Genomic DNA, 22,695 nt, shown 5'->3' with positions numbered 1-22,695 from the left:
TGCCGTACGGTACGTGCTGACAGGGCGGACGTGGCAACTCTGGCACATCTTGGCGAGAGCCGAAGACACGGGTCCGCTAGGAGGCATTCGCCCACCTCACCGGGGAGATGGTCCGTTTTCGCACGGGTTTGCCAGTGCGTGGCGATTGGCACTTTCGGTGACCCTTGTGCGCATTTTCCGTGGCCTGTTCGAGCTGTTCGGTAGCGGGGCCCGGTGCTACCGGTTGGGCGGCGGGCCGTCGATCGGGCGGCCCAGCACTCCGGGGCGCCGCTGCCAGGGCAGCGGGCCGGCGGGTGGCCGGTAGGCGACGCCGAGGGCGTCGAGCCGCCGGTAGTGGGCGGTCATGCGGCGCTCGAAGCCGGCGAAGTCCCGTTCCGCCGGGGCGGGCAGGGCGCTCCAGGCGACCTCGGCGAAAGCCGCGAGACGGGGGAACGTCTGGTAGTCCACGCGTGCGGCGTCCTCCATCACCTCGGTCCACACGTTGGCCTGGGTGCCGAGCACGTGCCGGGCCTCCTCGGGCGTCAACTCCGGCGGCACGGGCTCGAACCGGTAGACGTCCTCCAGGGTGCGCACCCACCCGATCGGTACCGGCTCGTCGGGGCCCGGATCCTGACGGTGGTCCAGGTACACCTGCTGCTCGGGGCACATGACGACGTCGTGGCCGGCCCGGGCGGCGGCGATGCCCCCGGCGTAGCCGCGCCAGGAGGACACGGCCGCGCCCTTCGCCAGCCCGCCCTCCAGGATCTCGTCCCAGCCGATGAGCCTGCGCCCGCGCGCGGAGAGCCAGTTGTCGAAGTGCCCGATGAACCACGACTGGAGCTCGTCCTCGTCCGCGAGGCCGAGTTCCGTGATGCGCGCCTGGGCGGTCTCGGACCGCCGCCACTGGTCCTTGGGGCATTCGTCGCCGCCGACGTGGACGAACTCCGACGGGAACAGCTCCAGCACTTCCTCGAAGACGCCCTCGTAGAAGCGCAGGGTGTTGTCAGTGGGGGCGAGTACGTTCGGGTTGATTCCCCAGGTGTCCCAGACGGAGAGGGCGGTCGTGTCGATGACGTCGGTGTTGCCGAGTTCCGGGTACGCGGCGATGGCGGCCTGCGAGTGGCCGGGTACGTCGATTTCGGGGACGACGGTGATATGCCGCGCGGCGGCGTGGGCGACGATCTCCCGGATGTCGTCCTGGGTGTAGTAGCCGCCGTGCGGCTTCTCCTCCCACAGTGGTGAGGCCCAGTGGCCGGTTTTCGTCCGCGCCCGCCAGGAGCCGATCTCCGTGAGCCGTGGATGCCGTTCGATCTGGATGCGCCAGCCCTGGTCGTCCGTCAGATGGAAGTGGAAGACGTTGAGTTTGTGCGCCGCCATCAGATCGAGATAGCGCAGGACCCCTTCCTTGGGCATGAAGTGCCGGGCGACGTCCAGCATCAGGCCGCGCCAGCGGAATCGGGGGGCGTCCTCGATCGTCAGGTACGGCACGGCCCAGGCGCGTTCGCGGCTGAGCGGGGCCTGGCGGTACGCGTCGGGGCCGAGCAACTGCCGCAGCGTCTGGGCACCCCAGAAGACACCGGCCGGGTCGCCGCCCTCGATGAGGACGCCGGTCGAGTCGCTGACGAGGCGGTACTCCTCGGGGCCGAGTTCCGGGTCGATTCGGAGCCCGATGCCGTCGCCGCCGGCATCGTCGAGTGCCCGCCCCTCGCGCAGCGGCAGGCCGGTGGCCTTCCAGAGGACGGTGCGCAGCCAGTGGCCGACGCCCTGCGTCCCGGTGTCGGCGTGGAGCCGGGAGTGCGCCGTCAGCCGCACCTCGCCGGAACCGGGGGCGACGCTGCGGGGAGTCGGAATCAGTTCAGTCACGTCAGTCCTTTACCGCCCCGCCCAGCCCCGACACCAGCCGTCGCTGCACGAGTACGAAGAAGATCAGCACCGGAATGGTCATCACCGTGGAGGCCGCCATGACGCCGCCCCAGTCCGGGTCGTCGGGCTTGTAGAAGACCAGCAGCGCCATCGGCAGCGTCGACTGGGACGTGTCGCTGATGATGAACGACTTGGCGAAGAGGAAGTCGTTCCAGGCGGAGATGAAGGAAAACACGCTGGTGGCCACGAGGCCGGGCAGGACGAGCGGGAAAAGGATCTGCCACAGGAATCGCGCCCTGCTCGCCCCGTCGATGTAGGCGGCCTCCTCCAGGGCCTCCGGAACGGCTTTCACGAACCCCCGCAGCATCCAGATCGCGAAGGGCAGCGAGAAGGCGATGTGCGGCAGGATCAGCGAGCCCAGCGTGTTCAGCTGACCGAAGTCCCGCATGAGGAAGAAGAGGGGGATCGTCAGTGCCTCCACGGGCACCATCTGGGCCACCAGAAACATGATCAGCAAGGTGGTCCGGAGGCGGAACCGGAATCGTGTCACGGCGGTCGCGGCGAGAAACGCGATCAGCGCGGAGGCGATCACGACACACCCCGCGACGACGAGGCTGTTGAGGAAGTAACGGCCGAATTCCTGCTGCCCGAAGACCCGCCGGAAGGAGTCCAGAGAAGGCGCGAGCGTCCACGGCCTGGGCTCGCTCGACTCGATCTCCCCGGCCGGTTTGAAGGCGCTGAGCACCATCCAGTAGAGGGGGAAGGCGACGACGACCGCGACCAGCAGAGCCGAGGCCTCGGCGGCCAGCCGTCCCGGGCGGCGCACACGTACGCGCAGTGGATTCACAGTTCCTCCCCCTGGCGGCGCAGCAGCCGCAGGTACACCAGCGTGACGGCGAGCAGGATCAGCAGCATCACGACGCCGATCGCCGAGCCGAGGCTGTACTGCGAGGACGCGAACGCCTGCTGGTAGGCGTAGACGTTCAGCACGAGGTTCTGGCCCGCGATGCCGCCGCCGCCCGTCATGACGTAGATCTGGGTGAAGACCTTGAAATCCCAGATGACCGACTGGATGGTGACGACGACCAGGATGGGCCGGAGCATCGGGGCGAGCACGGAGCGCCAGATGCGCCACTGCGAGGCGCCGTCGAGGGAGGCGGCCTCCAGCACTTCGGTGGGCACGGCGCGAATCCCCGCGTAGACGGTCACCATCACGAACGGGAAGGAGCACCACACCACTTCGAGCAGGACGAGGAAGAAGGCGCTGAGACGCCCGTACGTCCACGAGTGGTCGCCGAGGCCCAGGATCCGGTTGACCGGGCCGAAGTCCGGGTCGAAGAGGAACAGCCAGACCGTGGAGCCGGTCACGGCCGGGGTGGCCCACGCGCCCAGGGCTGCCAGCATCAGCGCGAGCCGCGGTACGGCCCGGACGCGTGTGAGCAGCACGGCCAGGGCACATCCGACCGCCAGCGTGCACACGACGCAGGCGCCCGCGAACAGCACGGTGGCGAGCAGCACCTGCCAGAACTGCGGATCGCCGAACAGTTCGGCGTAGTTCGCGACCCCCCGGAACACCGTCGGTTCCCCACCGCTGACCTGCGCCTGCGTGTACTCGAAGAAGGAGATCAGCCCGAGCTGATAAATGGGGTAGACGAGCAGCCCTCCGAGCACGACGAGCGCGGGCGCGAGATAGAGCCACGGTGTCCAGCCGCCGGACACGAGCGGGGACTTGCCGACCGTGCCTCGGCGGGCCCCGCACGGGCCCCCGGCCGAAGGCCGTCCCCGCGCCCCGCCACGATGCGCGGCGGGGGCCTGGCCGGAACCGTCCGCCGACGGAGTGCGACCCGCGGGCGGCCCCACCGGCACCGCCCGCGGCGCGGTGACGGTCAGGGGAGCGGCCACGGAAAGGCCGCCGAGCGTGTCGCGCGCGGCTCCCGCCGGGCCGGTGGCCCGTGCGGGGCCGTCCCCACCCGCACCGGCCCCGGCCGAGCCGGATCCGGCCGCCTCGCCCCCGGTCGGTTCCCTGCTGTCGTTCACCCGGATCACCCGGCGGAGCCGAACGCGGTGTTCATCTTCTTCGCGGCGTCCTCGGACGCGGCGGCCACGTCCTTCTTGCCGCTGATGATCTCCTGGAACATCGTGGGCAGGACGAGCGAGGAGTCGATCTGGGCCCAGGCGGGTGAGGCGGGGACGAACTTCGTGCCGGCCGACAGGGTCTGCACGAAGGGCTTCACGAACGGTTCCTTCGCCGCGACCTGTTGGCGGACGTCCGTGAAGGTCGGCAGGAAGCCCATCGCGTCGAAGAGTTCGGTCTGGGTCTTCTTGGAGGCGAGCTGTTCCATCAGCTGGACCGCGAGTGTGCGGTGGGACGTGCTCTTCAGGACGCCGATGTTGTTACCGCCCGCGAAGGCCGGTGCGATCGAGCCGGACTTCACCCCCGGCAGCGGGACGACGGCGTACTTGCCCTTGACCTTCCCGGCCTCGACGGCGCTGTGGCTGAAGTCGCCGCCGATCGCCATCCCGGCCTTGCCCGCGGCGAACGCGGAGATCGTGTCGTTGCCGCCCATGCCCGCGCACTTGGCGGCCGGACAGTTGTCGTCGCCGAAGAGGGACGTGTACGCCTCGATGCCCGTCCGGGCCTCCGGGCTGTCGATGCCGGAGGCGTACGAACCGCCCTTGCCACTCGCGAGTTCACCGCCGTTGGCCCAGACGAACGGCATCGCGCCGTAGGTGTAGGCGCCGCCGACCACGAGCCCGTACAGCTCGGGCTTCGCCGCGCGTATCTTGCGGGCGGTGGAGGCCAGTTCGTCCATCGTCTTCGGGACGGACAGGCCGAGTTCCTCGAAGACGTCCGTGCGGTAGTAGAGCGCGCGGACGCCGACGTAGAAGGGGGCGCCGTAGATCTTGCCGTCCACCGTCACCGACTGCTTGGCCGTCGGGTCGGTGTCCTTCGCCTCGTCCCAGTCGCCGAACTCCTCGGTGACGTCGAGGAGTCCGCCGTCCCTCACATACCCGGCCGTGTCGGTGTTGCCGTACTCCATCACGTCGGGAGCGGAGGCGGGGTCGTTGAAGGCGGCCTTGACGCGCTGGGCGCGGGTGTCGACGGGGATGTACTCGACGTCGACCTCGGTGCCCTTGTGGGCCTTCTCGAAGGCGGCGACGACGGAGTCGACGGCCTTCTCCTTGGGGGTGTTGCCGACCTCCTGGAAGAGCCACACGCGCAGCGTGCCGGTCTTCTCGTCCTTGTCGGAGGAGGAGGTCGTGGAGGTCTGGGGCGCGCAGGCGGTGGCCAGGAGAGCGGCGAGCGCGGTGAGCGCGGCGTATCGGACGGACAGCTTCATGGAGTGCTCCTCCGAAAGGGTGTTGCAACATGCGCAATGAAGGTTTCGCTGTGCACAACACCCCGGAGGCTAGGGACTGCATGAACACGCCCACAAGAGGTCTCAACCACTCTGTGACCGGCAGACGCATCCTGCGCAACGCCCGGACAGCACAAAAGCCCCCAGGGCGCGCAAAACGCACCCTGGAGGCTTTACGCCACGCGGGTCGGGCCTACTTGTCGCCCTTGCCCTTGTCGTCGTCGCCGGAGCCCATGGACTCGTAGATCTCCTTGCACATGGGACACACGGGGTACTTCTTCGGGTCGCGGCCCGGCACCCAGACCTTGCCGCACAGCGCCACGACGGGGGTGCCGTCGAGGGCGCTCGCCATGATCTTGTCCTTCTGGACGTAGTGGGCGAAGCGCTCGTGGTCACCGTCACCGTGGGAGGTCTGCGGCGTCGGCTCTACGAGGGTCCCCGTACCAGTCCCGCGCTCGGGCTCGAGAGTGCTCATAGGCCCAAGGGTACTGAAGGTCACAGACATCAGTTGAGCGAAGGGTCGTCCGGGTACGTCGCCACCATCGCCAGCTCGTTGCGCTGGCGGCGCAGCACCTCGCGCCAGAGTCTCTCCGGGGACGGCGAGGAGACGTCACCTGGCTCCGACTCGACGACGTACCACGCGCCGTCCACCAGCTCGTCCTCCAGCTGGCCGGGCCCCCAGCCGGCGTATCCGGCGAAGATCCGCAGGGAGCCGAGGGCGGAGGCCAGCAGCTCCGGCGGGGCCTCCAGGTCGACCAGGCCGATCGCGCCGTGCACCCGGCGCCAGCCCAGCGGGGCGGCCTCCCCGGACGCGCCGCCGGGGACGACGGCGACCCCGAGGGCCGAGTCGAGCGACACCGGGCCGCCCTGGAACACGACGCCGGGCTCGCCGGCGAGGTCCCCCCAGCCCTCCAGGATGTCGTTCACGTCCACCGGGGTGGGGCGGTTCAGGACGACACCGAGAGAGCCCTCCTCGTCGTGGTCGAGGAGCAGCACCACCGCGCGGTCGAAGTTCGGGTCCGCCAGGGCGGGCGTGGCCACGAGCAACCGCCCTGTGAGCGAGGACACCTCGGTCATGCCAGACATGATCCCGCATCTTCCCTCCCCGTGGGGAGCCAATGCGGGGACGCGAGTGAACGCAGCTCAGGGCGCACCGATGCGTCCCGAGCGCACGGACGTGACCGTGACCCCACGTACCCGGCACGGAACGGTTCGTGTTGTGACAGAGCTATGACGTGGCTGGGTCTGACTCAGGCTTACGGAAGGGGGGTGGAGGGCGATTACCCTTTCCCTCCTGGCCCCTGCCCGACTCCACGGAACGCGAGATTCATGACCGTCAACGACGATGTCCTGCTTGTCCACGGCGGAACCCCGCTGGAGGGCGAGATCCGTGTCCGCGGTGCGAAGAACCTCGTACCGAAGGCCATGGTGGCAGCGCTGCTGGGCAGCGCTCCGAGCCGGCTCCGCAATGTTCCGGACATCCGTGACGTACGGGTCGTGCGGGGTCTGTTGCAGCTGCACGGTGTGACGGTCCGTCCGGGGGACGAACCCGGCGAACTGGTGATGGATCCGACGCGCGTGGAGAGCGCGAACGTCGCTGACATCGATGCCCACGCGGGTTCCAGCCGTATTCCGATCCTCTTCTGCGGCCCCCTTCTGCACCGCCTCGGCCACGCGTTCATCCCGGGCCTCGGCGGCTGCGACATCGGCGGCCGGCCCATCGACTTCCACTTCGACGTGCTGCGGCAGTTCGGCGCGCGGATCGAGAAGCGGGCGGACGGGCAGTACCTGGAGGCCCCGCAGCGGCTGCGGGGCACGAAGATCCGGCTGCCGTACCCGTCCGTCGGCGCGACCGAGCAGGTGCTGCTGACGGCGGTGCTCGCCGAGGGCGTCACCGAGCTCTCGAACGCGGCTGTCGAGCCGGAGATCGAGGACCTGATCTGCGTCCTTCAGAAGATGGGCGCCATCATCGCGATGGACACCGACCGGACGATCCGCATCACCGGTGTGGACAAACTCGGCGGCTACACCCACCGCGCGCTGTCCGACCGCCTGGAGGCCGCGTCCTGGGCGTCCGCCGCGCTGGCGACCGAGGGCAACATCTACGTCCGTGGCGCCCAGCAGCGCTCGATGATGACGTTCCTGAACACCTACCGGAAGGTGGGCGGGGCCTTCGAGATCGACGACGAGGGCATCCGCTTCTGGCACCCCGGCGGCCAGCTCAAGTCCATCGCGCTGGAGACGGACGTCCACCCCGGTTTCCAGACCGACTGGCAGCAGCCGCTGGTGGTGGCCCTCACCCAGGCCACGGGCCTGTCCATCATCCACGAGACGGTCTACGAGTCCCGCCTCGGCTTCACCTCCGCCCTGAACCAGATGGGCGCGCACATCCAGCTCTACCGCGAGTGCCTGGGCGGCTCCGACTGCCGCTTCGGCCAGCGCAACTTCCTGCACTCGGCCGTCGTCTCCGGCCCCACCAAGCTCCAGGGCGCCGATCTGGTCATCCCCGACCTCCGCGGCGGCTTCTCGTACCTCATCGCGGCACTGGCGGCCCAGGGCACGTCCCGCGTCCACGGCATCGGCCTCATCAACCGCGGCTACGAGAACTTCATGGAGAAGCTCGTGGAGCTGGGCGCGAAGGTCGAGCTGCCGGGCAAGGCACTCGGCTGACCCAGACCGGGCGAGGCGCTCGGACAGCACGCGCAGTGATGCCCAAAGGGGCGGCCACCCGGTTCGGGTGGCCGCCCCTTTGGTGTCACTGTGCCTCGTACGTCGTCCCGAGACGTACGAACGGCCAGGTCACTTACCCTTGGCCGCTTCCTTGAGCTTGGAGCCCGCGGAGACCTTCACGCTGTAGCCGGCCGGGATCTGGATGGGCTCGCCGGTCTGCGGGTTGCGGGCGGTGCGAGCGGCACGGTGGGTGCGCTCGAAGGTCAGGAAGCCGGGGATGGTGACCTTCTCGTCCCCCTTGGAGACGATGTCGCCGACCACGTCGGCGAACGCGGCCAGCACGGCGTCGGCGTCCTTGCGGGTCACCTCGGCGCGGTCGGCCAGCGCGGCCACCAGCTCACTGCGGTTCATGTTGTTACTCCCGTGTTCATCTTGCCGTTGAGGCGTCAGATCGAAGCCGATGCTGCCAGGGTCCTCCGTGAGTCCCCGGACCCGGGTCCGTCGTCAGACCCTCGCGCCCAGGGACGCATCCTGCCTCTACCTGCGGCGGGAAAGCCAATCCGGCACCCGCAGGAGTCGTGAGAACACCCTTGGGAGTCACACGAAAAGAGGGCCTGAGCCTGGCCGACACGATAGAGGGCGGCCCAAGGGGTGGGGTTCCCCGACGCGCCGTTGCCAGGCCAGTCGTGGCAATCCTCACAGCCGGCCGCAGGGCTGTCGCCCTACGGCTGCGAGGTCGTCGCCGCCGCGCCGACCGCCTTCGCGGCCTCCCGGACCGCTCCGGCGACCGCGCCCGCGACCTTGTCGTTGAAGACGCTCGGGATGATGTAGTTCGGGTTCAGCTCGTCCTCGGTCACCACGTCCGCCAGGGCGGTCGCGGCGGCCAGCATCATCTCGGTGTTGACCGTGCGGGACTGGGCGTCCAGCAGACCGCGGAAGACACCCGGGAAGACCAGCACGTTGTTGATCTGGTTCGGGAAGTCGGAACGGCCCGTGGCCACAACGGCCGCGGTCTGGCGGGCGATTGCCGGGTCGACCTCGGGGTCCGGGTTCGCGAGCGCGAACACGATGGCTCCGTCGGCCATGGCGGCCACGTCGTCGCCGTCGAGGACGTTCGGGGCCGAGACGCCGATGAAGACGTCGGCGCCGCGCACGGCCTCCTTGAGCGTGCCGGTCAGGCCCTCGGGGTTGGTGTTGTCGGCGATCCAGCGCAGCGCCGAGTCGGGGGCGGCGTCCACGAGGTCCTCGCGGCCGGCGTGCACGACGCCGTGGATGTCGGCGACGACCGCGTTCTTCACGCCCGCGGCCAGCAGCAGCTTCAGGATGGCCGTACCGGCCGCGCCGGCGCCGGACATGACGACCCGGATGTTCTCGATCGCCTTGCCCGTGACGCGCAGCGCGTTCGTGAGGGCGGCGAGGACGACGATCGCGGTGCCGTGCTGGTCGTCGTGGAAGACGGGGATGTCGAGGGCCTCGCGCAGCCGGGCCTCGATCTCGAAGCAGCGGGGCGCGGAGATGTCCTCCAGGTTGATGCCGGCGAAGCCCGGGGCGATCGCCTTGACGATCTCGACGATCGCGTCGGTGTCCTGGGTGTCGAGGCAGATCGGCCAGGCGTCGATGCCGGCGAACCGCTTGAAGAGGGCCGCCTTGCCCTCCATGACGGGCAGCGCGGCCTTCGGGCCGATGTTGCCCAGGCCCAGCACGGCCGAGCCGTCCGTCACGACCGCAACGGAGTTGCGCTTGATGGTGAGGCGGCGGGCGTCCTCGGGGTTCTCGGCGATCGCCATGCAGACGCGGGCCACGCCCGGCGTGTAGACCATGGACAGGTCGTCACGGTTGCGGATGGGGTGCTTCGACGCCATCTCGATCTTGCCGCCGAGGTGCATGAGGAAGGTCCGGTCCGAGACCTTGCCCAGCGTGACGCCCTCGATGCCGCGGAGTTCCTCGACGATCTCGTCCGCGTGCGCGGTCGACGAGGCCGCGATGGTGACGTCGATTCGGAGCTTCTCGTGACCGGACGCGGTGACGTCGAGGCCGGTCACCGAGCCTCCGGAGGACTCCACGGCGGTGGTGAGCTGCGAGACGGCGGTTCCGCTCGCGGGCACCTCCAGCCGGACCGTCATCGAGTAGGAGACGCTGGGCGCCGTTGCCATGGCCGACTTCCTCTGCTTTCACCTGACGCTGATTTGTGCCGTCCGATCGTCGCACCTACCGCTGAGTAGCAGGTAGCCACCCTCGATTGCGAACGTTTTGTTCGCGGAACCAGCCAGCGAAAAGAGACCCACGTCACGTCTGACGTGGGTCTCTTGGGAAGTAAGCGGCACCGACCCGCCATGCTCGCCTCGCGGCAAGTGGTCGCTCGTAGCGACGATGGTTGGGCCCGGGGGCTTGGATCGGGCCGGTGCCACATCCAGGCTAACAAACAGATCCCGTAAGGCGATTCCCGTACCGGGAGTTCATTTCGCCGGCACCTGGGTATCAGGGCGCGGTCCGCCGGGCGGCCGGATCAGTCCCTGAGCAGGTCCGGTACGCCCGCCGCGTCCGGCTCGTCCCGGTCCGCCGAGACGACCGTGAGCTGCTGGGTGGCCCGGGTCAGTGCGACGTAGAGCACACGCAGACCGGCCGGGGACTCGTCGGCGATCTCCGCCGGGGAGACCACGACCGTCGCGTCGTACTCCAGGCCCTTCGCCTCCAGGCTGCCGAGTGCCACGACCCGGTCGCCGAGCCCGGCGAGCCAGCGCCGGGCCTCCTCGCGGCGCTGCATGGCGACGACGACGCCGACCGTGCCGTCGACCCGCTCCAGCAGCCGGGCGGCCTCGGCACGGACGGTTTCGGCCAAGGTGTCGCGCACGACCGTGAAGCGGGGCTCGACGCCGGTGGAGCGGACCGCCTTCGGGGACTGGGAGCCGGGCATGGCCAGGGCGAGCACCTTCGAGGCCAGCTCGGCGATCTCGGCCGGGTTGCGGTAGTTGACGGTGAGCTCGAAGCGGCGGCGCGGGCGGGTGCCGAGGGCCTCGTCGCGGGCCTCGGCGGCCTCGTCCGGGTCGGACCAGGAGGACTGGGCCGGGTCGCCGACGACCGTCCAGGTGGCGTGCCGGCCGCGGCGGCCGACCATGCGCCACTGCATCGGGGTGAGGTCCTGGGCCTCGTCGACGATGACGTGCGCGTACTCGGTGCGCTCCTGCGCGAGGCGCTCGGCGCGCTCGCGCTGCGTCTCCTCGCGCACCGGCATCAGCTCCTCCAGGCCGGTGAGCTGGTCGAGCGGATCGAGCTCGCGCTTCTTGCGGGGGCGGGCGGGGGCGCCGAGGACGGCCTGGAGCTCGTCGAGCATCGCGATGTCGTGCACGGAGCGGCCGTCGCGCCTGAGGGAGCGGGCGACCTTGCGGATCTCGCCGGGGTTGAGGATGCGGCGGGCCCAGCGGCCGAGGCGCCGTTCGTCGGCCATGGCGTCCAGGACGGCCGCCGGGGTCAGCTCCGGCCACCAGGCATCGAGGAAGGCGGTGAAGGCGTCCTCGGAGGTGATGTCCTCGTCGAAGGAGGAGCGCAGCTCGGCGGCGAGTTCCGGGTCGGTGTGGCGGCCCGCCGCGCCGGACTGCTCCCACAGGGCGTCCAGCAGGAGCTTGCGGGCGCGGGGGCGCAGCAGGTTCACGGGGGCGGTGCCGCCGAGGGCGGCGCGGCGGATGCCCGCCAGCTGCTCGGCCTCCAGCTCCAGGCGGCGGCCGAAGGCGACGACGCGCAGCCGGGCCGGTGGATCGTTCAGCTCCAGGGCTCCGCGCGCGGCCTTGCGCAGCACCTTGAGCATGCGGGAGGAGCCCTTGGCGCGGGCCACGGAAGGCGGGTCGTAGAGCGTGGCCTCGGCGCCGTCGACGAGTGAGCCGATGGCGCGGATGGCGACCTGGCCCTCCTCGCCGAGGGAGGGCAGCACGCCCTCGGTGTAGGCGACGAGCAGCGGGGTCGGCGAGACGATCAGGATGCCGCCCGCGTACCGGCGCCGGTCCTGGTAGAGGAGGTAGGCCGCGCGGTGCAGGGCGACGGCGGTCTTGCCGGTGCCGGGGCCGCCCTCGACGTACGTCACGGAGGCGGCGGGGGCGCGGATGACCAGGTCCTGCTCGGCCTGGATGGAGGCGACGATGTCGCGCATGGTGTGGCTGCGGGCCTGGCCGAGCGCGGCCATCAGGGCGCCGTCGCCGATGACGGGCAACTCGTGGCCGTCGAGGAAGGCCGTCAGCTCGGGGCGCATCAGGTCGTCCTCGACGCCCAGCACCTTGCGGCCCTTGGAGCGGATGACCCGGCGGCGGACGACCCGGCCGGGGTCCACGGGCGTCGAGCGGTAGAAGGGAGCGGCGGCCGGGGCCCGCCAGTCGATGACCAGCGGGGCGTAGTCCTGGTCGAGGACACCGATGCGGCCGATGTGCAGTGTCTCGGCGATGTCGGCGGTGTTGTCCTCCCGGACCGCGCCCTCGGCGGGCTCCACGGCGGTGTACGCGCCGTCGGGGCCCTTCTTGCCGTCCTTGCCGCGCAGCAGGTCGATACGGCCGAAGAGGAAGTCCTCGAACTCGTTGTTCAGCCGGCTGAGGTGTATGCCGGCCCGGAAGACCTGGGCGTCCCGCTCGGCGAGCGCGCCGGGCGTGCCGACCTGGCCGCGCTGGGCCGCGTCGTTCATGAGGAACTCGGCCTCGTGGATCTTCTCCTCGAGGCGCCGGTACACCCGGTCCAGGTGTTCCTGTTCGACGCTGATCTCTCTGTCTCTCAGGGAGTCGAGCGCGGTTTCCTGTTGAGCCTGAGCGGCCACCGGGCCCCCTTCTGACGTGCTGGGCAGCCGTCCACCGTACGCGAAGGGGACCCGGTAAGGCTACGCGTCGACCTCGACCAGCCGCTTGCCGTCGAAGGTCACGACCTCGAAGTGGTCGATCTCGTTCGGCCCGAAGGCGGCGCCGCCCTGGACGTACAGGGGCTCCTTGGCCTTCTCGGACTTGGCGTCCGGGAGGCCGTAGCCCCATTCCGGGACGGACCAGGAGGAGAGGGTCTCCCGCTCGCCGTTCTTGCCGACCGCGACGAGGGCGCACTTCAGCGGGCCCTTGACGTTCTTGAGCTCGGTGACCACGCCCGTCCCCCAGTCCTTCTTCTGGAGGGCGACCGTCGCGGTGACCTTGGTGGTCGGGTCGGTGGCCGAGATCTTGTCGGAGATGCCGTCGAAGGCCTCCTTGGCGGGGCTCGCCGCGAGCGGGCGGTTCTCCGCGCCGCCGCCGTCACCGCCGCTGTTCGTCGCCACCGCGACGAAGGGGCCGCCGATGATCAGCGCGCCGGCCGCGGCCACCATGTAGAAACTGCGGCGGCGCTTCTGGGCGCGGCGGTCGGCGACCTCGTCGACCAGCTTCTCCACCAGGCGCGGCCGGGGCTTCGCGGACAGCGACTCGCCGATCGCCGGTGTGCCGGAGCCGGGCAGGTCGGCGAGGGCGGCGAGCATCGGCTCCATGCCGGCCAGTTCGTCGAGCTGCTGGGCGCACCATTCACAGGTCGCGAGGTGGGCTTCGAAAGCGGTTGCTTCGGCGTCGTCGAGGATGCCGAGAGCGTAGGCGCCGACGGTCTCGTGCTCGTTCGGCACCGGAGATTCCTGCATGGGACCAGACATACCCATGCCTCCCGTACCGAACCCCTGGTTACCCCCGTAAACACTCATCACGCCGTCACCCCCCGCTCCTCCAGTGCCAGCTTCATGGAACGCAGAGCGTAGAAGACCCTGGAGCGGACGGTTCCGCTGGGTATGCCCAGGGTTTCGGCCGCCTCGTTGACGGTACGCCCCTTGAAGTACGTCTCGACGAGCACCTCCCGGTGGGCGGGGGTCAGGTCGTCGAGTGCGTCCGACAGAGTCATCAGCCACAGCGCCTTGTCGATCTCGTCCTCCGCGGGGATGACCTCCAGCGGCGACGGGTCGACCTCCTGCGGCCGGGCCTGCCGGCTGCGGTGGCCGTCGATGACGATGCGCCGGGCGACCGTCACCAGCCAGGGGCGTACCGATCCGGTCGCCCGATTGAGCTGACCGGCGTTCTTCCAGGCACGGATGAGCGTCTCCTGCACGACGTCCTCGGCGCGCTGCCGGTCTCCGGCGACCAGGCGCAGGACGTACGCCAGCAGGGGTCCGGCGTGTTCGCGATACAGCGCACGCATCAGCTCCTCGTCGGGTTCCGAGGGCTGGGACATGCGATGTCGGGCCCTCGGTGCACGTTCATTGGCCACGACGGAATCCTTGCGCACGCCCACCTCCGGTGTCCGGGGGTTCCCCCAGTCGGTCGCTCCACATGCCGTACGGACGCGAGGCGTTGGGTGTTCAAAGTGGCGTGACAGATTTCTTCGAAGTGACGTGACGAGGGGGACATGGGAGCACATTCCCACCCCACGTTCTTTACATTTCCGCCACATCGACCAGATCAAGCCAGGCTTTCCCTACGGGTGCGTAGGTAAACGGCATGTAATCGAAATCACTTCGACAGTGCGTCCACAGAAGTCGCATTTAGGACAGGTGAATTGGGTGCAGTAACCGATCAACGACCCTGCCTCGGTGGGCAAAAGGGACTTAAACGCGGGTGAGCGCCGCGCGGCGGCGGTGCCGGGCCACCCGTTCGCGGTTCCCGCAGACCTCGCTGGAGCACCAGCGCCTCCTGCGCCCCCGGGAGGTGTCGAGGTACACGATGGGACAGCTGTCGCCCTCGCACTGGCGCAGGGCCGCGCGGGCGGCGGGGTCGGTCAGCAGGTCCACGGCGTCCCGGGCGACGGCCGCGAGCAGGGCGGGGCAGCCGGGCGGGCCGTCCAACTGCCGTACGAGCTCGCCGTCTCCCCCTCGGACGGCGCACGGGGCCGGGGGCGCGGTACGGGCGACGTCGTTGACGCGCGCGAGCGCGAAGTCGTACGCCCGGGCTCCGGATCCCGACCAGCCGCGCACCAACCGGTCGACCTGGCCGCGCAGTTCGCGGAAGGCGACCAGCCAGGCGGCGTCGGCGTGGGCCAGGGCGGTGTCCGCCGGGACCAGCCCGGAGCCGGTGATCCAGGCGCGCAGCACGTCCACGGAGTCGAGCCGTTCCTCCGGATGCGTGGTGGAGAGCAGATCGAGGCAGATCCGCCCGGCGTCGAACCGCAGCTCGTACGGGGCCGTGGCCGTACCCAGTGCCATGTGCCTGTCACCGCCTAGGGGTGCACCCCGGTCGCGAGATTGCGGTGAGGTGCCAGTGAGAGGGCTGGGAAACCGTTCCCTCTTACAGTGCCTGCCCACTCCGGCGCCGGAAACCCCTCGCACGGGCCGCGCGTCGCCCAGGGCCGCGCGGCGGGTGTCGGTGTGGCGGTATCCCGCTCAACTCGCGGACACGCTCACGCGTCCGCGTACTTCGTCTCCGCTGCCGGGTCCAGGGCGAGGCGGTAACCCCGCTTGACCACCGTCTGGATCAGTTTCGGGGTGCCGAGGGCCGTGCGGAGACGGGCCATGGCCGTCTCGACCGCGTGTTCGTCGCGGCCCGAGCCGGGGAGGGCGCGCAGGAGTTCCGCGCGGGCGACCACCCAGCCGGGGCGGCGGGAGAGGGCACGGAGCAGGGACATGCCGGCGGGCGGCACGGGCTTGAGGTCGCCGTCGACCAGGACGGCGTGGCCGCGGATCTCCACCCGGTGCCCGGCGATCGGCAGCGAGCGTGCCCGGCCGGGCAGTTCCTTGCAGAGGAGCTGGACGAGGGGGCCGAGCCGGAAGCGCTCGGGCTGGATCGTGTCGATGCCGCGGGATTGCAGCGGCAGGGCGGTGACCGGGCCGACGCAGGCCGGCAGCACGTCGTGGCTCAGGGCCCCCAGCACCTCGGGGAGCATCCCGCGCTCCTCCGCCCGGGAGAGCAGGGAGGCCGCGGCCGGGGCGCTGGTGAAGGTCAGCGCGTCCACGCCCCGGGAGACCGTCGCGTCCAGGAGGCGGTCCACCGGGGCGATGTCCTCCGGCGGCATCCACCGGTAGACGGGCACGCCCACGACCTCCGCCCCGCCCTCCCGCAGCGCCTCCACGAACCCGGGCAGCGGCTCACCGTGCAGCTGGATGGCGATCCGCCGCCCGTCGACGCCCTCCTCCAGCAGCCGGTCGAGCACCTCGGCCATGGACTCCGACGACGGCGACCACTCCTCCGTCAGCCCGGCGGCCCGGACCGCGCCCTTGACCTTGGGCCCGCGCGCCAGGATCCGTGCACCGCCGAGCCGCGACAGCAGATCGTCGCCGAGTCCCCAGCCGTCAGCGGCCTCGACCCAGCCCCGGAAGCCGATCGCGGTCGTGGCGACCACGATGTCCGGCACCTGGCGGATGAGCTCCTTCGTCGCGCCCAGCAGTTCGCTGTCGTCGGCGAGCTGCACGATCCGCAGGGCAGGGGCGTGCAGGACGGCGGCACCGCGCCGCTGGAGCAGCGTCCCCAGCTCGTCGGCCCGGCGCGCGGCCGTCACGCCCACGGTGAAACCCGCCAGGGGTCCGTGGTCCGGTCGCTGTTCTTCCTCGTACATGGCTCTCGTCCCGAGTCGTCGTACTTCGTGGGTACGGCGTACCTACATGCCGATCGAGCCTGTCAACGGCTCGTGACAGGCCCGGATCGGCTTGATGTCGCTGGTGTTACGTCACACCTTGGCGTAGCTGAGCTGCGGCTTCGCCTCCGAGGTCGCCGTGGTGGCGGGTACCCGGGGAGCCGTACGGCGAAGGTATACGGCCCAGGTGACCGCGAAGCACACCGCGTAGAAGGCGAGGAAGGCGACGAACGCCCCGGTGCCGGAGCCGTAGGAGAGGAAGGACTGGCGGAAGGCGAGGTTGATGCCGACGCCGCCGAGCGCGCCCACCGCGCCGATGAGGCCCATGGATGCCCCGGAGAGCCGGCGCCCGTAGGCCGCGGCAGCCTCGCCCTCCAGTCCCTTGGCGAGGGCCTTGTTCTGGAAGATGCCCGGGATCATCTTGAACGTCGAGCCGTTGCCGAGCCCGCTGAGCACGAACAGCACCACGAACGCGGCGGTGAACAGCGCCAGCGACTTCTCCATGGAGGCACCGATCAGCACCGACGTGGCGACTCCCATGGCGACGTAGTTCCACAGGCTGATCTTCGCGCCGCCGTACTTGTCGGCCATCCAGCCGCCCAGCGGCCGGATCAGCGAGCCGAGGAGCGGACCGATGAAGGTGACGTACGCCGCCTCCAGCGGGGTGCGTCCGAACTGGTTCTGGAGGACCTGCCCGAAGGCGAAGCTGTAGCCGATGAAGGACCCGAACGTGCCGATGTAGAGGAAGGACATGATCCACGTGTGGGCGTCCCGCGCGGCGTCCTTGGCGGCGCCGGTGTCGTTCTTCACGTTCTCGAGGTTGTCCATGAAGAGCGCGGCCATGACGGCGGCCACGAGGATCAGCGGGATGTAGATCCCGAGCAGCACGCGCGGCCCGCCGCCGGCGCCGATGATCGCGAGGGCGGCCAGCTGGATCACCGGTACGCCGATGTTGCCGCCGCCCGCGTTCAGGCCGAGGGCCCAGCCCTTCTTCCGCAGCGGGAAGAAGGCGTTGATGTTGGTCATGGAGGAGGCGAAGTTGCCGCCGCCGATGCCGGCGAGCAGGCCGACGAGGAGGAAGGTGGAGAAGGAGGTGCCCGGTTCCATCACGGTGAACGCGGCGACGGTCGGGACGAGGAGGAGGCCGGCGGAGATGATCGTCCAGTTCCGGCCGCCGAAGATCGCGACGGCGAAGGTGTAGGGGACTCGGACGACGGCGCCGACGAGCGTGACCATCGAGGTCAGCATGAACTTGTCGGCCGGGGTCAGTCCGTACTCCGGGCCCATGAAGAGGACCAGAACGGACCACAGGGTCCAGATCGAGAATCCGATGTGCTCGGAGAGCACGGAGAAGAAGAGGTTCCGGCGGGCGATCTTCTCGCCGGTCTCCTTCCAGAAGGTCTCGTTCTCCGGATCCCAGTGCTGGATCCAGCGTCCGCCCCTGCTCGGGGGTGCGGGTGCCGTGCCAGGGCCTGTCATGACGCCTCCACTTGCTCCGGGACTCGGTCGTTCCATGAGTGCTGATCCCGAAGGTAGGGAGGACGCGTTTCGTGGCTGTGCCATCGGGTGACCGCAAGGGAACTTTGCTCTCACCCCGGGCCGGGGCGGGATGAGAGGTCCGGTGGCGTCGGGTCAGCGTTGCGGGGGCTGCCCGTGGGGGTTCTGCTGGGGATACGGCTGCGAATACGGCTGACTGTAAGGGCCGGGGGGCTGAGCACCGTACGGGCCGGGCGCGGGCGGGGCGGGGTACGGGCCGGGCGCGGGCCGGCCACCGTACGGACCCGGCCCGGGCTGGGCGGGGTACGCACCCGGTGCCGGCTGGGCGGGGTAGGGGCCCGGTGCCGGCTGGGCGGGGTAGGGGCCCGGTGCCGGCTGGGCGGGGTAGGGGCCCGGTGCCGGCTGGGCGGGGTAGGGGCCCGGTGCCGGCTGGGCATACGGTCCCGGCGCCTGCTGTCCGTGACCCGCGGGGGCGCCTCCGGTCGGAGCGGGCATCCCGCCGGGCTGACCCGGCACCCCGGGCACCTGCCCGCCGCCGTACGGCCCTCCCCCGAAGGGATTGCCGTGCCCCGGCATCTGCGCCCCGGGCGGCAGGTACCGCAGCCGCCCGTTCTCATCGGTCACCGGCAGGAAGCCGGCCGCCTGCAAGCGCGCGGCGAACTTCGCGTTGCGCCGCCGCGTGACCAGCAGCCCGATGCCGAGGATCGCCATGACCAGCAGCCACACCACACCCGCCGCGATGAAGTCGAAGGACTCACCGCCGGCGCGGAAGGCGAGGATCACGCAGCCCGCGGTGGCGCCGAGGGCCCCGTAGCCCATGCGCTTCTCGGCGCTCTTGCCGGTGAGGTCGAAGTTGATGCGGGCCTTGAGGAGCTCGAAGGCGTCCGGCACGAGCGGCGGGAGGGAGACGCCGTCACCGGCGCCCGGGTACTGCGCCCAGTTCTGTGCGGCCCGGGCCCGGGCCTGCGGGCTGGGGTCGGGCAGGATCAGCATGGTGAGCGCGCCGTTGCGGCCGCTGCTCTGCCGGACGTCCGCGTACTCGTAGCCGAACTGCTGGGCGACGAAGGCCAGCCGGGCGAGCTTCTTCACGGACGCCATCGGGCTGGTGAGCTCGACCGGTTCTCCGCTCGCCATCAGCCGCAGCATCTTCTGTGTCTGCCGCTTACTCATCCCACCGCTCCCCCGGCCACTCACTGGGCACAGTTGTTCACATGCGCAACCCGGGCAGTTTTCCACACCGGGACGCGATCCGGGCGGCAGGCCCTAACCGCCGCTTGCCCGGCGCCTCCGGCTCCCTCGAACCCTCACCCGAGGCTCACTTGCCGGCCACAACCGGGGCTTCTGCTTCGCCGCCAGGTCCTCGACCCAGCCGAACGCCATGACGCAGCCGCCGATCAGCACCCACACCAGGAGCAGCACCGGCCACGGACTCTCCAGCAGCCCGGGGACGTTCTGCTCCAGCACGGTGACACTCCACAGCCGGTCCCACAGGGTCACGGCGACCAGGATGCAGATGTTGTGCCAGAGGTAGATCGTCACCGCCCGGGAGTTGAGCAGGCCGATCGGCCCCGCCCAGCGGCGCAGCCGGCGCGGCCACTCGGACCAGGACGGGCTGACGTGCAGCAGCAGGAGCACCGTGCCGAAGGACCACAGGGCCTGCGCCAGGGGCATGCTGTCCAGGTCGTTGCCCGGGCCGAAGCCGTGGTGCAGGGCGTACCAGAGGCCGGCCAGCGCGATGGCGGGCGCCACGGAGGGGACGAGGTAGCGCGGCAGCCGCCGCAGGATGCCCTCCTGGTGGGCCATGCCGAGGATCCAGCAGGCGCCGAAGGTGGAGAAGTCGGTGAGCGCCGAGGGGATCCGCTCGCCGGGCAGATCGAGGTAGCCCCGCTCGAAGGCCACCGCCAGGGCGATCGGCATGGCGAGCGTGACCACCGGCATCGCGCGCAGGGCCTTGAGGAGCAGCGGGGACAGCAGGACGTACCAGAGGTAGGCGCGGATGTACCACAGCGGGCCCGCGAGGTCGGCGGCCCAGTTCTCGCCGACGTAACCGTGGAGCCCGGGCAGGCCCTCCGCGTAGGGCGGGTCGCTCAGCGGGACGATCCAGAACGTGAGGTGGAGCAACCACCAGCCGGGATGCCCGTCGGCGTCCGGCCCCCAGCCCTGGAGGACCATGCCGGTGACGCCCACGACGCCCAGCAGCCACAGCGGGGGCAGCAGGCGGCGCATCCGGCCGCGGATCACCTGGACGGGCGGGCGCTTCAGCGAGCGGGCCATGAGGTTGCCGGCGAGGGCGAACATCACGCCCATCGACGGGAACACCAGCGGCAGCCAGGCCCAGCCGGTGAGGTGGTACAGCACGACGCGGAACAGCGCGAGGGCTCGCAACAGGTCGAAATAACGGTCGCGGACGGGCCGTCCGGAAGGGGTCTGCTCCTTCTGCGGAGCCTCGGTCACGGAAGCCGTGGTCATGCGACCGGCCTCCCGTCCATCTGCTGCTGGGGCACGGTTCCGCCCCCGGGCAGGCCCACCGCGCCCGTACGCCGGAGCTTCTGCCAGCGCAGCCGGCCGCCGGTGAGGGCGGTGATCCAGGACTGGAGGAGGACGACGTACATGAGCTGGCGGTACAGGAGCTGCTGGAGCGGGAGCGAGATCAGGTGGGTCATGCGTTCCTTGTCCAGGTGGAACGCGTAGGCCGCGCACACCCCTTGTACGGCGAGGACGCCCAGCCAGGCGCCGATGGTCTTCTCGGTCGGGCCGAACACCAGCCCGTACAGCAGGAACACGTCGATGAGCGGGGCCAGCAGGGGCGCCACGACCATGAACATCGACACCAGCGGCATGCCCACGCGGCCGAAGCGGCCCGAGGGGCCCCGCTCGACGAGGGAGCGGCGGTGCTTCCAGATCGCCTGCATCGTGCCGTACGACCAGCGGTAGCGCTGGGACCACAACTGCTGGACGGACTCCGGGGCCTCGGTCCAGGCGATGGCCTTCTCCGCGTACACCACGTGCCAGCCGTCGCGGTGCAGGGCCATGGTGATGTCGGTGTCCTCGGCGAGCGTGTCGTCGCTCATGCCGCCGACGCGTTCCAGGGCGCTGCGCCGGAACGCGCCGACCGCGCCGGGGATCGTCGGCATGCAGCGCAGCACGTCGTACATGCGGCGGTCGAGGTTGAAGCCCATGACGTACTCGATGTGCTGCCACGCGCCGATGAGCGAGTCCCGATTGCCGACCTTGGCGTTGCCCGCGACGGCGCCCACGCGCGGGTCGCCGAAGGGCTGCACCAGTTCGCGGACGGTGGTCGGTTCGAAGACGGTGTCGCCGTCCATCATCACGATCAGGTCGTGGCGGGCGTTGGCGATGCCCCGGTTGAGGGCGGCGGGCTTGCCCGCGTTGAGCTGCCGGATGACGCGTACGCCGGGCAGCCCGAGGTTCTCGACGATGCGGGCGGTGCCGTCGGTCGAGCCGTCGTCGATGACCAGCACCTCGATGGGATGGTCGCTGGCGACGAGGGAACGGACCGTCTGCTCGATGCACTTGGCCTCGTTGTAGGCGGGCACGAGGACGGACACGGGTTCGGTGACGGTCGCGCCCCAGCGGAAGCCGCGCCGGCGGACCCGCCGGGCGTGCGCGACGGACAGGATCAGCATCAGCCCGAGACGCCCGAAGACCAGCACGCCGACGACGGCGAGACCCGTGACCAGAACGCCGGTCGTCTTCTCGGAGGCCTGCACCAGGAAGACCCACGCCTCGCCCTTGACCGCCTCCAGTCCCGCGACCGGGGTGTGCGCGCTGGGGGCGTCCAGGGCGGCGGTGAGGGTGTGGAAGCGGTAGCCCTGGTCCTTCAGCCCGGTGATGTACCGGTCGAGCGCGGCGACGGTCTGGGAGCGGTCGCCGCCGGAGTCGTGCATCAGCACGATGGCGCCCTTGCCGCCCTTCGGCGTGGCGTTGCGGATGATCTGCCGGACGCCGGGCCTGCGCCAGTCCTCGCTGTCGGTGTTGTTGACGATGGTGATGTAGCCCTTGCTGCCGATGTATTCGGTGACCGGCCAGGACCTGTTGTCCATGTTCTGGACGAACGACGAGTAGGGCGGGCGGAACAGCGAGGTGCGGATGCCGGCCGCACCGGCCAGCGCGAGCTGGTTCTGGGACAGTTCCCAGTCGACCCGGCTCTTGCTCTGCAACGACAGGTCGGGGTGGTTGAAGGTGTGCAGCCCGATCTCGTGTCCCTCGTCGACCATGCGCTGGACGAGGTCCGGGTAGCGGGACGCCATCGTGCCGGTGATGAAGAAGACGGCCCGGGCGTCGTGCTTCTTCAGCACGTCGAGGACCTTGGGCGTCCACTTCGGGTCGGGCCCGTCGTCGAAGGTCAGCACCAGCTCGTGGTCCGGGAGTTCCAGACTGGTGGGCCGCCCTTCACGGGTGTCGATGACGGGCCCGCCCTTGAGGATCTCTTTCGGGACCTGGTCGTTGGCCGCGGGCGGGCCGACCCGGTGGTCGGCCAGGATCTCGCTGTGCACGTAGCCGCGCAGCATGAGCATCGCCAGCAGAGCGACCAGCACGAGCAGCGGCAGCAGCAGCCGCATGGGCAGCCGCCGACGCAAACGCCCACGGGAACCGCCAGGGGCACCGGTCGCGGTGCCGGGGCGATGAGAACGGGTTGCCATTTGGGTGGTACTCCGGGGTGGTGCGGGGACGGGGTGATGTGGGGAGGGGTGACGGGCCCGGTCGGGGCGGATCGGGCGGTCGGGTTCGGCGGTGGGTGTGCCGGGCGGCCGGACGGCGGACGGCCTGCCAG

The 22,695-nt window shown here is 70.4% G+C and carries 18 protein-coding genes; 1 reads left to right on the top strand and 17 read right to left on the bottom strand.

Going from position 1 to position 22,695, the window contains the following annotated elements; genetic code table 11:
* Positions 1 to 216: 216 nt before the first annotated feature.
* The 6 genes from GTY47_RS01790 to GTY47_RS01765 all read right to left on the bottom strand — a co-directional run bounded on the left by GTY47_RS01790 (position 217) and on the right by GTY47_RS01765 (position 6,278).
* Positions 217 to 1,842 (bottom strand): beta-N-acetylhexosaminidase, encoded by a 1,626-nt coding sequence (locus GTY47_RS01790; RefSeq protein ID WP_010039920.1) that lies wholly within the window; start codon positions 1,840 to 1,842, stop codon positions 217 to 219.
* 1 nt (position 1,843) lies between these two features.
* Complete coding sequence (locus tag GTY47_RS01785) at positions 1,844 to 2,689, bottom strand: carbohydrate ABC transporter permease (RefSeq protein ID WP_010039918.1); 846 nt, start codon at positions 2,687 to 2,689, stop codon at positions 1,844 to 1,846.
* Positions 2,686 to 3,561 (bottom strand): sugar ABC transporter permease, encoded by an 876-nt coding sequence (locus GTY47_RS01780; RefSeq protein WP_029181166.1) that lies wholly within the window; start codon positions 3,559 to 3,561, stop codon positions 2,686 to 2,688. The genes GTY47_RS01785 and GTY47_RS01780 overlap by 4 nt, the downstream gene beginning before the upstream one ends.
* A 323-nt stretch (positions 3,562 to 3,884) precedes the next feature.
* A complete protein-coding gene (locus GTY47_RS01775; protein ID WP_010039915.1) occupies positions 3,885 to 5,183 on the bottom strand; it encodes an extracellular solute-binding protein in 1,299 nt (432 codons plus the stop codon).
* Between the two features lie 211 nt (positions 5,184 to 5,394).
* The gene (locus GTY47_RS01770) at positions 5,395 to 5,676 is read right to left on the bottom strand and encodes a DUF3039 domain-containing protein (RefSeq protein ID WP_010039914.1); all 282 of its coding nucleotides are present in this window, start codon (positions 5,674 to 5,676) and stop codon (positions 5,395 to 5,397) included.
* 29 nt (positions 5,677 to 5,705) lie between these two features.
* Positions 5,706 to 6,278 (bottom strand): YqgE/AlgH family protein, encoded by a 573-nt coding sequence (locus GTY47_RS01765; protein WP_010039913.1) that lies wholly within the window; start codon positions 6,276 to 6,278, stop codon positions 5,706 to 5,708.
* Positions 6,279 to 6,530: 252 nt separating this feature from the next.
* Here GTY47_RS01765 and murA point away from each other — a divergent pair, with 252 nt between their 5' ends.
* The gene (gene murA / locus GTY47_RS01760) at positions 6,531 to 7,871 is read left to right on the top strand and encodes a UDP-N-acetylglucosamine 1-carboxyvinyltransferase (protein ID WP_010039912.1); all 1,341 of its coding nucleotides are present in this window, start codon (positions 6,531 to 6,533) and stop codon (positions 7,869 to 7,871) included.
* A gap of 129 nt (positions 7,872 to 8,000) precedes the next feature.
* On the opposite strand, the gene GTY47_RS01755 is transcribed toward murA, so the two are convergent.
* The 11 genes from GTY47_RS01755 to GTY47_RS01705 all read right to left on the bottom strand — a co-directional run bounded on the left by GTY47_RS01755 (position 8,001) and on the right by GTY47_RS01705 (position 22,564).
* Positions 8,001 to 8,282 (bottom strand): HU family DNA-binding protein, encoded by a 282-nt coding sequence (locus GTY47_RS01755; protein WP_003990598.1) that lies wholly within the window; start codon positions 8,280 to 8,282, stop codon positions 8,001 to 8,003.
* Positions 8,283 to 8,593: 311 nt separating this feature from the next.
* Positions 8,594 to 10,024, bottom strand: coding sequence for an NAD-dependent malic enzyme (locus GTY47_RS01750; protein ID WP_010039911.1), 1,431 nt, complete (start codon positions 10,022 to 10,024; stop codon positions 8,594 to 8,596).
* Between the two features lie 353 nt (positions 10,025 to 10,377).
* Complete coding sequence (locus GTY47_RS01745) at positions 10,378 to 12,663, bottom strand: UvrD-helicase domain-containing protein (protein ID WP_010039910.1); 2,286 nt, start codon at positions 12,661 to 12,663, stop codon at positions 10,378 to 10,380.
* Positions 12,664 to 12,723: 60 nt separating this feature from the next.
* Entirely contained in the window at positions 12,724 to 13,551 is an 828-nt protein-coding gene (locus GTY47_RS01740) for a zf-HC2 domain-containing protein (RefSeq protein WP_078602830.1), read from the bottom strand.
* Positions 13,551 to 14,072, bottom strand: coding sequence for a sigma-70 family RNA polymerase sigma factor (locus GTY47_RS01735; RefSeq protein WP_010039908.1), 522 nt, complete (start codon positions 14,070 to 14,072; stop codon positions 13,551 to 13,553). Before GTY47_RS01735 ends, GTY47_RS01740 begins: the two co-directional genes overlap by 1 nt.
* A 373-nt stretch (positions 14,073 to 14,445) precedes the next feature.
* Complete coding sequence (locus GTY47_RS01730; protein ID WP_010039905.1) at positions 14,446 to 15,039, bottom strand: ABATE domain-containing protein; 594 nt, start codon at positions 15,037 to 15,039, stop codon at positions 14,446 to 14,448.
* Between the two features lie 194 nt (positions 15,040 to 15,233).
* Positions 15,234 to 16,385 (bottom strand): uroporphyrinogen-III synthase, encoded by a 1,152-nt coding sequence (locus tag GTY47_RS01725; RefSeq protein ID WP_010039902.1) that lies wholly within the window; start codon positions 16,383 to 16,385, stop codon positions 15,234 to 15,236.
* Between the two features lie 111 nt (positions 16,386 to 16,496).
* Positions 16,497 to 17,882 carry a nitrate/nitrite transporter gene (locus GTY47_RS01720; protein WP_010039899.1) on the bottom strand — a complete coding sequence of 462 codons (1,386 nt, stop codon included), beginning with the start codon at positions 17,880 to 17,882 and terminating at the stop codon, positions 16,497 to 16,499.
* Positions 17,883 to 18,035: 153 nt separating this feature from the next.
* Complete coding sequence (locus GTY47_RS01715; protein ID WP_010039897.1) at positions 18,036 to 19,070, bottom strand: membrane protein; 1,035 nt, start codon at positions 19,068 to 19,070, stop codon at positions 18,036 to 18,038.
* Positions 19,071 to 19,163: 93 nt separating this feature from the next.
* Positions 19,164 to 20,369, bottom strand: coding sequence for an acyltransferase family protein (locus GTY47_RS01710; RefSeq protein ID WP_010039895.1), 1,206 nt, complete (start codon positions 20,367 to 20,369; stop codon positions 19,164 to 19,166).
* The gene (locus GTY47_RS01705) at positions 20,366 to 22,564 is read right to left on the bottom strand and encodes a bifunctional polysaccharide deacetylase/glycosyltransferase family 2 protein (RefSeq protein WP_029181164.1); all 2,199 of its coding nucleotides are present in this window, start codon (positions 22,562 to 22,564) and stop codon (positions 20,366 to 20,368) included. The genes GTY47_RS01710 and GTY47_RS01705 overlap by 4 nt, the downstream gene beginning before the upstream one ends.
* Positions 22,565 to 22,695: the final 131 nt, after the last annotated feature.

This window comes from Streptomyces sp. SID5464, from assembly GCF_009862985.1.
GTDB lineage: Bacteria > Actinomycetota > Actinomycetes > Streptomycetales > Streptomycetaceae > Streptomyces > Streptomyces chartreusis_D.
Note: the sequence above shows the minus strand (reverse complement) of the source record. Positions and strands in the feature narration are given on the sequence as shown.

What these genes read in the sequence shown, in the direction of transcription:
- GTY47_RS01775 (WP_010039915.1), bottom strand. Translation starts at nt 5,183, where the DNA reads ATGAAGCTGTCCGTCCGATACGCCGCGCTCACCGCGCTCGCCGCTCTC.
- GTY47_RS01770 (WP_010039914.1), bottom strand. Translation starts at nt 5,676, where the DNA reads ATGAGCACTCTCGAGCCCGAGCGCGGGACTGGTACGGGGACCCTCGTA.
- GTY47_RS01765 (WP_010039913.1), bottom strand. Translation starts at nt 6,278, where the DNA reads ATGACCGAGGTGTCCTCGCTCACAGGGCGGTTGCTCGTGGCCACGCCC.
- murA (WP_010039912.1), top strand. Translation starts at nt 6,531, where the DNA reads ATGACCGTCAACGACGATGTCCTGCTTGTCCACGGCGGAACCCCGCTG.
- GTY47_RS01755 (WP_003990598.1), bottom strand. Translation starts at nt 8,282, where the DNA reads ATGAACCGCAGTGAGCTGGTGGCCGCGCTGGCCGACCGCGCCGAGGTG.
- GTY47_RS01750 (WP_010039911.1), bottom strand. Translation starts at nt 10,024, where the DNA reads ATGGCAACGGCGCCCAGCGTCTCCTACTCGATGACGGTCCGGCTGGAG.
- GTY47_RS01740 (WP_078602830.1), bottom strand. Translation starts at nt 13,551, where the DNA reads ATGAGTGTTTACGGGGGTAACCAGGGGTTCGGTACGGGAGGCATGGGT.
- GTY47_RS01735 (WP_010039908.1), bottom strand. Translation starts at nt 14,072, where the DNA reads ATGTCCCAGCCCTCGGAACCCGACGAGGAGCTGATGCGTGCGCTGTAT.
- GTY47_RS01730 (WP_010039905.1), bottom strand. Translation starts at nt 15,039, where the DNA reads ATGGCACTGGGTACGGCCACGGCCCCGTACGAGCTGCGGTTCGACGCC.
- GTY47_RS01725 (WP_010039902.1), bottom strand. Translation starts at nt 16,385, where the DNA reads ATGTACGAGGAAGAACAGCGACCGGACCACGGACCCCTGGCGGGTTTC.
- GTY47_RS01720 (WP_010039899.1), bottom strand. Translation starts at nt 17,882, where the DNA reads ATGACAGGCCCTGGCACGGCACCCGCACCCCCGAGCAGGGGCGGACGC.
- GTY47_RS01715 (WP_010039897.1), bottom strand. Translation starts at nt 19,070, where the DNA reads ATGAGTAAGCGGCAGACACAGAAGATGCTGCGGCTGATGGCGAGCGGA.
- GTY47_RS01710 (WP_010039895.1), bottom strand. Translation starts at nt 20,369, where the DNA reads ATGACCACGGCTTCCGTGACCGAGGCTCCGCAGAAGGAGCAGACCCCT.
- GTY47_RS01705 (WP_029181164.1), bottom strand. Translation starts at nt 22,564, where the DNA reads ATGGCAACCCGTTCTCATCGCCCCGGCACCGCGACCGGTGCCCCTGGC.